Origin of the sequence: Acinetobacter sp. 1000160 (assembly GCF_000588715.1) — a bacterium.
Classification (GTDB): domain Bacteria; phylum Pseudomonadota; class Gammaproteobacteria; order Pseudomonadales; family Moraxellaceae; genus Acinetobacter; species Acinetobacter courvalinii.
The window spans coordinates 159934-173942 of sequence record NZ_JFWP02000006.1; the positions used below are offsets into that span (position 1 = coordinate 159934).

A 14009-nucleotide genomic window follows, 5' to 3' on the forward strand; every position below is an offset into this window, starting at 1 on the left:
AATAAATGGATATTTTGCAACGTCGAATAGACGAAAGACTAAACCAGCTTTTCAAGTTTAAAAAAGCTGGCGACTGGTACCGTAGTGGTATATGCCCTAAATGTAACCAGAAAGAGCTCTATACCCACGCAATTACTCCGAAGGTGGTGAAGTGTGGTCGTATAAACAAATGTAACTATGAAGAACACGTGAGGGATATCTGCGACGATTTATTTAAAGACTGGTCAGAGGATTTTCCAAAGACCGAACAAAACCCAAATGCCTCTGCAGACGCCTATATGGTTCATGCCCGAGGTTTTGATATTTCCTCAATTAAATACCGGTACAAACAAGAACTCTATCGTGACTACAAAAACCAAAAGCTTGTAACGGCCACGGTACGCTTTGAGCTTGCACCGGGTATTTTTTGGGAAAGGTTTATCGATCGCCCGGAGAGATTCGGGCGTATGAAAGCCAATTTCATTGGTGAGTGGAAAGGGCTGTCATGGTCAGTTCACGAACTGGATGACCTCTGCAATGCGAGTAGCATCTGGCTGACTGAGGGAATCTTTAACAGCATTGCATTGTCACAGTCGGATCTGATCAGTATCAGTACCATGAACAGTGGTAACTATCCGAACAATATCCTCCAACGGATCGCTACGCGCTGCAAGGAACTAGAAAAGGACCGCCCTCGCCTTGTTTGGGCTTTAGATAATGACAAAGCCGGTAAAAAATATTTAACCAAACAAATTGATCAATCGATTCAGGACGGCTGGCAATGTACAGCTGCTTTGCCTCCAGTTGGGAAAGACTGGAACGATCTATTTCAAAGTAATCAACTCACCAAAAAACACCAGGATAAATATATCCATTGGGGCAAGCTTCAGATTGCCAAAACTGCTGAAGAAGCAGGCCTGTTAATTTATAACTTCTATCACTTGGCCAAATTCTATTTTAATCATGGTTATCGCACGTACTGGTGGGAGCTGGACCATAAAAAATTTAATGCAGTCATGGAAGCCACTGAACAGGCACAAGGCTCAATTCTTTCTGAAGAAGAAAAAAAGATCCAGGCACTAAAAAATAGTTCTTCAGTAGTCGAGATCTGCAACGCCCAGCTGGAGCCTCTGTATTTCCAACGAAATGAAATTACCGACGAAAGTTGGTATTACTTCCATATCCAGTCACCTTGGGGAGAGGTTAAAGCAACGTTCACGCCCGAGCACATTTCATCACGTAGCAAGTTTAAACCCCGAGTGATGGGTGTTTTATCTGGTGCTATGTGGACTGGATCAGATCAACAGTTAGAAACATTTATTAAACGCAAAACGGAAAGCCTGCGTGAAGTAAAGACGATCGACTTTATTGGCTACAGCAAAGAACATGACGTTTATATCTTCGACCAGTTTGCTGTGCATAAAGGCCAAGTTATCCCCAAGAACGAGCATGATTACTTCAGAACAAATAAAAAGGAGATCAAGACTTTAGCCTCGACTCCAGTAATTCATCTAAACATCAAGAAAGAATTTCAGCCGACTTGGTGGCGCGATTACTACGATCTCAATGGTGAAGTCGGACTAATCCTTTTAGCGTGGTGGACAGGTTCATATTTCGCTGAACAAATCCGTGCAATGAACTCATCCTACCCATTCTTTGAATTTGTTGGCCAGGCGGGATCTGGTAAATCAACCTTGATCGAAATGCTTTGGAAGTTTAGCGGTCGTGAAGCCTACGAAGGCTTTGACCCGAATAAGTCCACTAGTGTGGCGATTTATCGTAACTTCGCCCAAACCTCAAACATGCCGATCGTGTTAATTGAAGGTGACCGTAATGATCAGCAATCAGCGCAAAAAGCCAAGTTTTCATGGGATGAGCTAAAGGACGCTTTCAACGGTCGCGCAATCCGCTCGAAAGGCCTAAAAACGGCTGGGAATGAAACATACGAGCCACCATTCCGTGCAGCGGTGATGATCAGCCAGAACACGCCGATCCAAGCCTCTGAAGCGATCCTGTCTCGTACCCTGCATATATCGGTCGACATCAAAGGCCACAGCTTAGAGAAAAAGAATATTGCGACCAGATTGTCGCAAATGCCTTTAGATGAAGCATGTACTTACATGACGTACTGCCTGAAGAACGAAAAAAAGATCCTGGATACATATCAAGCCAACCTTAAAAACATTGAGGCTGATTTCCACGCTAAAGGGATTACCCATGTGCGTATTGCGCTCTGTCATGCCCAAGTATCAGCCATGATCGATGCATTAGCCGAGCATGTACTTAAAAAAGAGATCAGCGCAACCGAGATCCAGAACGCTAAAACCATGCTGGAGAACATGGCCTGTAAACGTGTCGATGAAATTGGCATGGATCACATATATGTACAACAGTTTTGGGATGCATACGAATACCTCAACAGTATTCGGAATTCACATTTTCACCTTAATCATTACGACCCAACGGAGGCCAATATCGCAATTAATTTAAACGAAGTCTACAAAGTCGCTGCACGTAATTTCCAGGCATTGCCTGACGTAAACGAAATGCGCAGCCTCCTACGCACAAGCAAACGTTACAAGTTTGTGGAAGCAAATAAACCTGTCAGATCCAATAAATTCCCCGCGGATGATGCCAAAAATCTTGGTGATTACACCAATGATAATCCCCTTAATAGCGAGCGAATTATCAAATGCTGGATCTTTACCAACCCGAATCAAGTCAGACAACCTAGAACTAAGTAATTTTATTTTTAGATTCACATACAGAAGCGGCCACTCCTGTATGTGACACACAATTACTCCGGAGCGAAATTATGCAAAATGATTTTAACGCAGAAAGCACACAAAAAACTTATATCTATGCCTATTCATTAATCACTGAACAAGGAAAGAAATCTGGAAGAGTTGAAGCAGCCGACCATCGTCAGGCACAAAACCAAGCAATCCGAGCTGTAGGCTGTGAAGTTTATCGAGGAAATATCAAATTGCTGGAAAATCAGGAATTAGCCAGACGTAAGGATTTTGTGGCATTGAACTTAGAAAATGAGGGCAAGAAAGATGCATAAATATAACTGCCAATGTGGGGGCCTTATTCTTCCAGACTATGACGCATTAGCAATCGGCCACCAGGTAAATTTTTCTATTCAAGAACGTAAAAACGGATATGGCCATAAAATTATTGTGGACCATAAACATTACACTGGAGAGATCGTTGCGATCGATCAGGACCGAATCACAGTTAAAACCCGGGTACGAACTTTTGACTTGTATCGATACGACTTGACCCCTGCAAATGCTCCAAGGATTGCTGATTATTTAAGGGTAGGTAAATGCTTATGCAACACAAGCAATCTGAAAAGGTCAGCATGACAAACGCCACAATTATCCTGAGCAGTTCCTCATTTATGGGGGCTGTTTATTTTCTAACACAAGTTATGGGGTCATAAAATGGATGCATGTAATTTCGATATCATCACTTTTGGGAAGTTTAAAGGTCGAAGTGTTAAAAGCTTGGCCACTGAGGATCTACTACATTTAGATATAACAGAACAAGGACAGCGTATCCGTGATGCTGTACTGGCTGAACTTGAATTTCGTGCTCAGTTAGAACAAGACAATGATATGGATGAGTTACCCTTTTAAGGATCTGAACAATGGAACTGAATGCAGAAAAATTACTGGAAAAAGTATTCCTTAAAATGATGAAGGCAATCGAATCAAAGCCAATCATTCCAATTGAGTACCAAGTATGGGATTTAGAAGATATTGGCCATTATTTAGATTACTCGCCGGACTATGTAAAACGCCATATTATTACGCAGCCACACTTTCCACCCAGCCGCGATCTACCAACAAAGGAAGGTCACACAGTGCAACGCTGGAGAGCCAAAGATGTGATCGATTACACTATGGCCTTCGATAAAGCTTTCGTGAAGTACTCATAAATAAAAAAGCCACCTTAAGGTGGTTTTTTTTATTAGGCTATCTTTTGAAATTCACAGGACTGATTTAACTCGTCCACAATTTCATTATTCGTAGGGTTGTAATATACCAAGGCGAATTTTGGGTCCTTCCAGCCGAATATCTTGCACAACGTCAAAGCATTTTTGATTCGCTTGGCCATCAAAGATGCTGCCTCATGTCTGGAGTCATGGAAAGTCAGATCCGCATTTTCTAAACCGGCTAATTTCCGTGCCTTCCGGAACAAAGTATCACGTGATGAATCAGAAACAGTAAATACTTTAGGACATGCCTTGCGGTCGATCCGAAGCGCTAATGACCAAAGATGGACAGCAAAATTATCCAGCGGAACAATTCGAGACGTTCCATTTTTTGTATCAGGCAATACAACCTGATTTTTTGCCAATTGCACTTCGTGCGGCAGCCGGTTAACGATTTCCCCCGATCGCATTCCAGTGGCCATAGCAATAAGCCAGATTAACGCCACTTCCTGCATTTTTGTTTCCGGTACCGTACCAGGCACATATTTTAATGCAGCTAATATTTTCTCAACTTCTTCGAGTTCTACACGACGTTCCCTGTTCTTTGGCTTTGCGGGCAGCTTCACGTCAGCAACAGGATTATGCTTAATCCATTTCTTTTCGACACACCAGGAGAAAAAAGACGACAACGTAGAGAAATCCCGACGTACTGAGCTCGCTTTCAATGGATTGATAGAGCGATTCATACATTGATCACGATAGTTGGCCAGATACTCAGATTCATATTTGACCAGTGGCCAGTCGACCTTAGGTAAATACTCCTGAAAATATTTAATCCGTTGCTGTTCTTTTTTTGCAGTCTTTTTAAATTGTGACACTTCAGCCGAGTACCTGGATAAAGCTTCATGAACGGTTAAAACAATTTTTTTCTTTAAAGCTTCTTCAGTGGAGTGATTGAGCAAAATATCTCGCTCACGTTGTGCTGCCCACTTCATTACATCAAGCTTAGATTTCTTAACTTTACTGCAACGCACATCTAATACACGCAAATCAGCTCGCCATGAGCCATTCGCCTGCTGATAAACAGACAAACTCATTTTATGCACCAAGTTCCTAATTTCCAAAAATAAACCACAAAAAAAAGTGTGGAAAATGTGTGGAAATATATACCTGAAAAACCCCGTAAATACCGTAAAAAAACACAAACGCCAGAAACGACAAAGCCCCAAACCTTTGATATATAAGGCTTGGGGCTTTGAATAATCTGTGTAAGCTTTCGCTTGGTCCCGAGGGTCGGACTCGAACCGACACGTCATCTCTGACAGCGGATTTTGAGTCCGCCGCGTCTACCAATTTCACCACCTCGGGAAGAGTGCGATGCTTTGTGTTGCGTATAATAACCTGTTTGATTTTATTGTCAAACACTAACTTACGCTTATTGCTCACTTTTAAATCACTCAGATATTTTTCTCTCAATAAACACGCGAACTCAGCGAGAAAACGCAAAAAAGACTATACTACGCCCAATTTTTGCAATGTTTTAGATGTATGCAACTCTCCGACTTTTCGTTTGATCTCCCCGATGAACTTATTGCTCGCTATCCCTTAGACAGTCGTAGCGCATCTCGCCTGCTGCGTATCGATGCGCAAGGTCAATATCACGACCATGCCTTTACCGATATTCTCGACCTGCTCGAAGACGGTGATTTACTGGTACTGAATGACACCAAAGTCATGAAAGCACGCTTAAAAGGCAAACGTGCTACAGGGGGCGCAATCGAAGTACTGGTCGAGCGCATGCTGGATACCCACACTGCGCATTGCCATATCAAATCAAGTAACTCACCTAAAGCAGGCGCAGAACTGTATATCGGTGAAGATGCGGTTCCTGTCACCGTACAAGGCCGCCATGAAAACCTGTTTGTGGTGAAGTTTTCACAACCGATCTTGTCGGTACTGGATCAATATGGCCAGCTCCCGATTCCGCCTTATTTCAATCGTGAAGCCGAAGAGATTGATACTGAACGTTATCAAACTGTGTTCCATGATCCTGAAAAAATTGCCAGTGTCGCTGCGCCCACAGCCAGTCTGCATTTCGATCAAGACCTGTTAGAAAAGTTGGCTGCTAAAGGTGTACAAAAAACCTTTGTGACCTTGCATGTCGGTGCAGGAACGTTTATGCCTGTGCGTACTACAGACATTACCAATCACATCATGCATAGTGAATGGTGTGATGTGCCGCAAGCCACCATTGACCTGATTCTGGCAACCAAGGCACGCGGTAATAAGGTGATTGCGGTAGGCACTACGGCGACCCGTGCGCTGGAAAGTGCAGCACAGGCCAACCAAGGCCAAATTGCAGCGTGGACCGGTGATACCCAGATCTTTATCTATCCGGGTTATCAGTTCTGTATCGTGGATCGTTTGATTACCAACTTCCATTTACCTGAATCGACTTTATTGATGCTGGTTTCAGCCTTGTCGAATCGTGACAATATCTTGGCCGCTTATAAACATGCGGTGCAACAACGTTATCGTTTCTTTAGTTATGGCGATGCGATGCTGATTGATCAACTCGACGCTTAAAACAATCAATAGGCTAAATTCAGGTTTAGCCTATTTTTCAGAATAATGATTTAAAAAAACCATGCCATTTATTTCTCAAAAAATTCAAAAAATCTTTCAAAATCAATTTATGCATAACCAGGTGACCTTAGAAAATATTAAGGCCATTCGCCAGTTGCTTGAGGAACACCCCTCACCCGGCACGCTTATTCATCGCTTAAAACACTGGCAAGGCGAGCAAAATCTGTATATCAAGAATTACCTGAACTGGGCGCTGACCACACTGAGCCTGATTTTTTTATTGGCTGGCCTTTTATTCTCAGGCTACTACCTGATTGTTTCTGTGGTTCTGTTTGCTCTTGGCCTGCGTTATCGCATTCCGACCATTGAACTGGAAAACTTAAAACAGGAACTCAGGCTTTACCTGCTGGAACAGACCTATCAGGTTCGGTTTGATCATGAAAATACACCATTAACCCATGTATTACAGGATCATCCCTTATTTCAACTCGGTGATAAAGACAATACCGTTACAACCTTGCTTACTGGGCAAATGCTCATTAAACAGAAAACCTATGATTATTCAGTGATTAAATATCATTACACTTATTTAACCAAAACAACCGATGATCAGGGAAGAGAGGTTTGGGAAACGACTCATTGTGATTTGTGGGGTGTGCTGATGGAGAATTTTCCCTATAAAGGCGTGAGTATTTCAGCCGCACATAAAAGCCGTTGTCATCTTGGCATTGAATGGCAGTCCAGTGATATCCGTTTTAACCAGAAATATCAGCAAAGCGGTATCAGTGAATTTGAGTTTGTGAAATTCTTAACACCAGAACGCTTACTGGCACTTGAGCAGATGATGCAGGCTTTTCATGGCGATTTTTATGTCGATCCGCACACTGGCCTGATGTGCTGGTTATTTAATGAGTCGCCTTTGGCCGAAAATAATTATTTGTTTCAGGCCATGAGCATCAATGAACTGGCTGAAAAGCTGGAACAGTTGCAAATGCCAAAACTTCAACGTTTACAAGATGCTTTCTATAGTCTGCTCAAGACCCTCTAATTGCATTTATAACGGTTAAAATAACCCGCAAGGTACTTCTTAGTTTCTGAAATTTAACGCATAATTCAGTTTATACCCAGCAATTATAATGACATAAAAACGCCATGCCGATCGATACCGTACAACAAGCCCTCCATATCCGGCGTAAAAAAAATGCGCAGGTATTTCGTAATATCGCCCGTTTGTGGGAGGCTGGACAAAAATCACATAGCGATCAGGACTTGTTAGATGCGCTGCATCCGTGGCGTGAAGATCATAATCTGTGTTTTTTTAATGCCCTTCCGTACTTACTGGCTATCATCAGCATCGGCACGCTGGTGTTTGGCTATTTTCTGCATCCGCATATTCAATATATCTGGAGCCTGCTCGGGGCATTTCTGACTGGTTTTCTGGCGTATCTCCTGTATGAACCGCGAGAACCTCTCAACCGTGTAATCAATTATCTTGAACAACGCATCACGGTATTACGTTATGGCCTACAGTTTCAGCAATTGCCTGCTTATTTACCGATTCAGGCACAACCGCTACTGGTGATGAGTAAATTAAAACAACATTTCCCCTTATTTAATCGTGGCAGCGAATCCAACGAAATCACGCACTATGCATCCACGACATGGAACGATGGCACAACCACGCATCAGGTGTTGCTTTTTCAATATCATTACGTCAATGAAATGCCAATCCTGCAAGATCAGGGTAACGATAAGAAAATCGTCAAAGAGATCCATAAAGATTTATGGGGCGCCTTTATTTTTCAAATGCCTGCTTTGGGGATTGCAGTCAGTGATCAGCGTTCCCGTTTTTTTGAGCCCTATAGCAGTGCTTGGCAAAGCAGCGATATCCTGATTAATCAGGAACTGAATATTTTTGGTCTGGATCAACATCAGTTGGCCAAGCAGGTCAGTCCGAGTTTAACTTTAAAATTACATGATTTTTTTCAACATTTTAACGGTGATTTAATTTATCATCATCAAGAGCAAATCCTGTGTTATGTAGGCGAACAAAATCTTTTCCAGACCGCCAGTAAACGCAGTGAAATACATGATATTCCGGCATTACGCGGACACTTGCGGACCATGACCATGCCGCAGTATCAGAAGTTTCAACAACTCATGCTGAATTTAATTAGCTAATCATCTCGCAATAACAATAAGGGGCAAGCGATGACAGGTTTACTCATTTTCTTGGGGATTTTTGTGGTGCTGATTGTCTGGGGCGTGTCGATCCGCAACAACATCGTACGCTATTTTAATGCCACCAAACGGGCATGGTCAGAAGTGGCCAATTTTGAACGTCAAAAAGTAAAAACACTAGAAGCCTTGGAAGCCACGCTGGATCAATATACCCAGTTCGAGAAATCCACTTTGGAAAAAGTCACTGAATTGCGTCAGCAGATCCTCAATCTGAATGTCAATGACACGGATATTTCACAGTTACAACAGATTGAGAAAATGAGCAAAGAGCTGATCCGTAGCTTGAATGTGGTGGTTGAGAATTATCCTGAACTGAAAGCAGATGCGCTGTATAGCAAGATGATGGATGATATTCAGGAACAAAACGAGAATGTCGGTGCTGCGATTACCATTTTTAATCGTAACGTGGAATTGTTTAATAACCAGATCGAAGTATTTCCCAATAACCTGATCAATACCCTGACCTTATCCAAGAAAAGCATTCGTCCGTTTAAGGATAATCTGGCCACTGACAATTTTGACTATAAACCGAATTTTTAGTGCATTTGAATTTCCCATAAAAAATATTCCTTTATCCCCCTCTTTTCAAAGAGGGGTTAGGAGAGATTATTATTTTTTGGCTATGGCTACATTTAGTAGTAGAACTGGACGCCATAATCAAGGAAAATAGCCGCTTTTGATCAGCGAACTGTTTTTTCGCCTTGATGGATAGTGTATGAAATTTGAAAAATTAGGCCAGTCGGGGCGCGCCCGTCGTGGTCGACTCACCTTAGAACATGGTGTGGTTGAAACACCTGTATTTATGCCGGTCGGTACTTACGGCACGGTCAAAGGCATGTTGCCGCGCGATATTGAAGACATTCAGGCACAAATTATTCTGGGTAATACCTTCCATCTTTACTTACGTCCTGGTCTGGAAGTGATTAAAGAGCACGGCGGTCTGCATGAGTTTATCAAATGGGATAAACCAATTTTGACGGATTCGGGCGGTTTCCAGGTCTTTAGTCTGGGTGCAATGCGTAAGATCAAGGAAGAAGGCGTCACCTTCCGTTCGCCGATCGATGGTTCAAAAGTGTTCCTGTCTCCTGAAATTTCGATGGAAATTCAACAGGTACTCAACTCAGACATCGTGATGATTTTTGATGAGTGTACCCCTTACCCTGCGACCCATGAAGAAGCGCAAAAATCATTGCAGCTTTCTTTACGCTGGGCAAAACGTTGTAAAACCCACCACCATGATGAGCTCAAGAATAAAAATGCTTTATTCGGCATCATTCAGGGGGGCATGTATGAAGACCTGCGTGATGAGTCACTAAAAGGCTTGTTAGAAGTCGGTTTTGACGGTTATGCAATTGGTGGCTTGTCGGTCGGTGAACCGAAAGAAGAAATGATCAAGGTGCTTGATTATTTACCGAATAAAATGCCACAGGACAAACCACGTTACCTGATGGGTGTGGGTAAACCGGAAGATATCGTGGAAGCGGTGCGCCGTGGTGTCGATATGTTTGACTGCGTGATGCCAACCCGTAATGCTCGTAATGGTCATTATTTTGTGACCGATGGTCTGGTCAGAATCCGTAACAGCAAATATCGTCATGACAAAGGGCCATTAGACCCACATTGCGATTGCTACACTTGTAAAAACTTTACCCGTGCCTATTTATATCATTTAGAGAAGTGCGGTGAGATGTTGGCTTCAATGCTCGGCACCATCCATAACTTGCGTTACTACCAACGCCTGACCCAAGGTATGCGTGATGCGCTGGATAACGGCACATTTGATGAATACGTTCAGGACTTTTATGCACGTCGTGGATTAGATGTTCCGCCTTGCCCAGAAGACTAATGTCAGGTAAATGCATCAAGATTTGCGCCTGATCGCAAGACAAGGTACATTGCAAAACGAATTGGAATTTATTGTTAATTTTTTGGCTTTTTAATTTTAGGAAAACGAAATGAGTCTTTTCATCTCTACTGCTCATGCTGCACCGGGTGCAACACAAGGTCCAAGTCTTATGGCTAACTTGTTGATGATCGCGGTATTTATCGCAATCTTCTATTTCTTGATCTGGAGACCTCAGGCAAAACGTGCCAAAGAACACCGTTCTTTGATCGAAAGTCTGGGTGTCGGCAGCGAGATCGTGTTTGCTGGTGGTTTAATGGGGAAAATTATCAAACTCGAAGGTGACTTTGCAGTCGTTGAACTCACTCGTGGTGTTGAGGTAAAAATCCAGCGTGCGAGTGTCATTTCAGTATTACCTGAAGGCACATTAAATAACCTTTAATCATAAAATAGTCGTGCCTCAGCACGACTTTTTCATTTAAGAAGAAAGCGAATGCGTTACCCTGCATGGAAATATTTACTGATCCTGGTTGTCCTTGTGATCAGTACGTTATATGCACTTCCAAGTCTGTATCCAGATGAGCCTGCCGTCCAGATTTCTGGCGCAAAAGCCGGCACCAAGATTGATCAGACCATCGTGCAAAAAGCTGAGCAGATTTTAAAAACTGCCGATATTAGCAGTCACGACAATAGCTTCACCAACAATGCGGCATTATTACGTTTAAGCTCTTCTGAGGCACAGTTAAAAGCCAAAGAAGTGCTTCGTCGTGATCTTGGTGATGACTATGTCGTTGCACTCAACCTTGCGCCAACTACACCGGAGTGGTTGCAAAAGATTGGGGCTAAACCGATGAAACTCGGTCTGGACTTACGTGGCGGTGTACACTTCTTGCTCGAAGTCGACATGGATAAAGCGATTAGTCAGCGTATGGAAACATCTGCGACTGATTTGCGTCGTCAATTCCGTGATAACAAAATCAAATTCAATAACCTGGCGTTAAATAACAACACCATTACAGTGCAATTTGCAAACAATGCAGACCGCGATGCAGCGACTGATTTCTTGCGTCGTAATGGTAACGAGTTTACTCAACAGGCAGTTGCGACCTCATCTGGTGCGACTTTAAGACTGAATTATACCGATGCCCGTCGTCAGGAAATTCAGTCTTATGCAGTGAACCAAAACTTAACCACCCTACGTAACCGTATCAACGAACTGGGTGTGGCAGAAGCTTTGGTACAAACACAAGGCAGCAACCGTATTGTAGTCGAATTACCGGGTGTACAGGATACGGCTGAGGCAAAACGTGTCTTGGGTCGTACAGCCAACCTGGAATTCCGTCTGGTTGCAGATAGCAATGATCAATATATCGATCCGTATACCGGTAAATATAACGGTCAGCCGCTTCCTCCTGGCACTGAGGTATTCGCTTACCAATCACTGGATAGCGGTCGTCAGTTGCTGTTGCAACGTAACCGTATCTTGACCGGTGAGCGTGTTCAGAATGCAAGCTCTGGCTTTAGCCAGGATTCTGGTGGTGCTGAAGTTAACATTACTTTGGACTCTGCCGGCGGTAAGCTCATGTCAGATGCAACGCGTGGTGCAGTTGGCAAACGGATGGCAGTTCTGTTTATCGAAAATAAACAGAAGATCTCTTATGTCGCAGATCCGAATACAGGCGTTCAGACTGAAGTTCGTACCCCATATACCGAATCTGTGGTGATCAATGCGGCAACCATTCAGGCTGTGCTGGGTTCACAATTCCGGATTACCGGTCTGGATTCACCACAAGAAGCAGCCGAGCTTGCCTTGATGCTGCGTGCAGGTGCACTTGCTGCGCCGATGTACTTCGTTGAAGAACGTGTGGTTGGTCCTAGCCTCGGTCAGGAAAACATTGATAAGGGTGTACTCTCAACTCAGATCGGCTTCTTGCTGGTTGCCATCTGGATGGTCGTGTTCTTCCGTTTATTCGGTCTGATCGCAAACTTTGCCCTGGTCTTTAACTTGGCCATGATTTTGACCGTGATGTCATGGATTGGTGCTTCCCTCACCCTGCCAGGTATTGCCGGTATCGTGATTACCATTGGTATGGCGGTCGATTCCAACGTCCTGATCTGTGAACGAATACGGGAAGAAATGCTCTGGGGGGCCTCGCCCAAACAGGCGATTGTGGCAGGGTATGATCGAGCCTATAACACCATTCTTGACTCGAACTTAACCACCTTACTGGTTGCGTTTATCTTGTTCGCGATTGGAACAGGTCCGATTAAAGGCTTCGCGGTAACATTGATGATTGGTATTATTTGTTCAATGTTTACGGCCATTACCGTTACTCGTGCCATCGTCCAGCTCATTTATGGCAAACGCCGTAATTTGAAAAAGTTGAGTATTTAAGGAGATTCATATGACTGATCTGACTCAACCAGACTCAAAACAATACGGTCGCCCGGATAACCTGAAAATTATCCCGTTCATGAAGATTGCCAAACCGGCGGCAATCTTGTCGATCCTGCTGACGATTGCGAGTATCTTCTTTATCGTGACCAAAGGCTTGAATCTCGGACTGGATTTTACCGGGGGGATTTCTGCCGAATTGAACTACAAGCAAGGTGTACAGCCTACGCAAGTGGTTCAGGCACTTGACCGTGCTGGCTTTAAAGATGCCGTGGTACAAACCTTGGGCAGTAATACCGACCTGATCGTGCGTATGCCTGTACAAGAAGACCTGAATGTCGAAGACCTCAGCAATAGCATCACCAAAGCGGTTCAATTACCGAATAATACCGTTGAAGTACATAAAGTGGATGCGGTAGGTGGTGCTGTCGGAAATGAGCTTTACGTGCGTTCTGCAGGTGCTGTTGCACTGGCCTTGATCTTGATGCTGATCTACGTCACCATTCGCTTCGAGTTTAAACTCGCGATGGGCGCGGTCATGTCATTATTCCATGACATCGTACTGATTATCGGTGCATTCGCATTGTTCCAGTGGCCTTTCGACTTAACCGTATTGGCTGCAGTCCTTGCGGTGATCGGTTTCTCACTCAACGATAACATCGTTGTCTCGGATCGTATCCGTGAGAACTTCCGCAAGATTCGCGGTGCCACACCACGTGAAATCGTTGATATTGCACTGACAGAAACCTTACGTCGTACCATCCACACCTCGATGACCTTATTACTTGTGGTTCTTGCCATGATGTTCCTGGGTGGTGATGGTTTACACTGGTTCTCTGTTGCCATGTTTGTCGGTGTATTCGTGGGAACTTACTCATCGATCTATATCGGTACAGCATTCGCTTTATGGCGTGGTCTGAACCGTCAGGACTTTATTGTTCAAGTTAAACCTGAATTTGAAGAAGAAGAGATTCCTTAAATCCCTCTCCTCTTTGATTCAAATAAAATGCCAGCAATATGCT

At 43.6% G+C, this 14009-nt stretch carries 13 protein-coding genes and 1 tRNA gene; 12 read left to right on the forward strand and 2 right to left on the reverse strand.

The genetic code is table 11. The features are described from left to right. Positions 1-5: 5 nt before the first annotated feature. The 4 genes from J699_RS05445 to J699_RS05430 all read left to right on the forward strand — a co-directional run bounded on the left by J699_RS05445 (position 6) and on the right by J699_RS05430 (position 3925). Positions 6-2723 (forward strand): toprim domain-containing protein, encoded by a 2718-nt coding sequence (locus tag J699_RS05445; protein ID WP_032882902.1) that lies wholly within the window; start codon positions 6-8, stop codon positions 2721-2723. A gap of 71 nt (positions 2724-2794) precedes the next feature. After that, positions 2795-3046 (forward strand): hypothetical protein, encoded by a 252-nt coding sequence (locus J699_RS05440; protein ID WP_032882903.1) that lies wholly within the window; start codon positions 2795-2797, stop codon positions 3044-3046. A 382-nt stretch (positions 3047-3428) separates the two neighbouring features. Beyond that, complete coding sequence (locus tag J699_RS05435; RefSeq protein ID WP_032882906.1) at positions 3429-3623, forward strand: hypothetical protein; 195 nt, start codon at positions 3429-3431, stop codon at positions 3621-3623. An 11-nt stretch (positions 3624-3634) separates the two neighbouring features. Beyond that, positions 3635-3925: a hypothetical protein gene (locus J699_RS05430; RefSeq protein ID WP_032882907.1), complete on the forward strand. Its 291-nt coding sequence runs from the start codon at positions 3635-3637 to the stop codon at positions 3923-3925. Between the two features lie 32 nt (positions 3926-3957). On the opposite strand, the gene J699_RS05425 is transcribed toward J699_RS05430, so the two are convergent. Then, a complete protein-coding gene (locus J699_RS05425; protein ID WP_032882921.1) occupies positions 3958-5019 on the reverse strand; it encodes a tyrosine-type recombinase/integrase in 1062 nt (353 codons plus the stop codon). 184 nt (positions 5020-5203) lie between these two features. Next, positions 5204-5290 (reverse strand) — tRNA-Leu (locus J699_RS05420). A gap of 180 nt (positions 5291-5470) precedes the next feature. Here J699_RS05420 and queA point away from each other — a divergent pair. The 8 genes from queA (at position 5471) to secF (ending at position 13966) form a co-directional block, all read left to right on the forward strand. Then, on the forward strand, positions 5471-6508 hold the full coding sequence (gene queA / locus J699_RS05415) for a tRNA preQ1(34) S-adenosylmethionine ribosyltransferase-isomerase QueA (protein ID WP_032870128.1): 1038 nt from the start codon (positions 5471-5473) through the stop codon (positions 6506-6508). Between the two features lie 61 nt (positions 6509-6569). After that, positions 6570-7556: a hypothetical protein gene (locus tag J699_RS05410; protein ID WP_032870130.1), complete on the forward strand. Its 987-nt coding sequence runs from the start codon at positions 6570-6572 to the stop codon at positions 7554-7556. Positions 7557-7660: 104 nt separating this feature from the next. Then, on the forward strand, positions 7661-8689 hold the full coding sequence (locus tag J699_RS05405) for a membrane protein (protein ID WP_032870132.1): 1029 nt from the start codon (positions 7661-7663) through the stop codon (positions 8687-8689). Positions 8690-8719: 30 nt separating this feature from the next. Next, on the forward strand, positions 8720-9289 hold the full coding sequence (locus J699_RS05400; RefSeq protein ID WP_032870134.1) for a LemA family protein: 570 nt from the start codon (positions 8720-8722) through the stop codon (positions 9287-9289). Between the two features lie 175 nt (positions 9290-9464). After that, positions 9465-10595: a tRNA guanosine(34) transglycosylase Tgt gene (gene tgt / locus J699_RS05395; protein ID WP_005289237.1), complete on the forward strand. Its 1131-nt coding sequence runs from the start codon at positions 9465-9467 to the stop codon at positions 10593-10595. Between the two features lie 109 nt (positions 10596-10704). Further along, positions 10705-11034 (forward strand): preprotein translocase subunit YajC, encoded by a 330-nt coding sequence (gene yajC / locus J699_RS05390; protein WP_005226801.1) that lies wholly within the window; start codon positions 10705-10707, stop codon positions 11032-11034. 51 nt (positions 11035-11085) lie between these two features. Then, positions 11086-12987, forward strand: a complete 1902-nt coding sequence (gene secD / locus J699_RS05385; protein WP_005226800.1) for a protein translocase subunit SecD — start codon at positions 11086-11088, stop codon at positions 12985-12987. Between the two features lie 10 nt (positions 12988-12997). Continuing rightward, positions 12998-13966: a protein translocase subunit SecF gene (gene secF / locus J699_RS05380; RefSeq protein WP_005226798.1), complete on the forward strand. Its 969-nt coding sequence runs from the start codon at positions 12998-13000 to the stop codon at positions 13964-13966. The last annotated feature ends 43 nt before the right edge of the window (positions 13967-14009 follow it).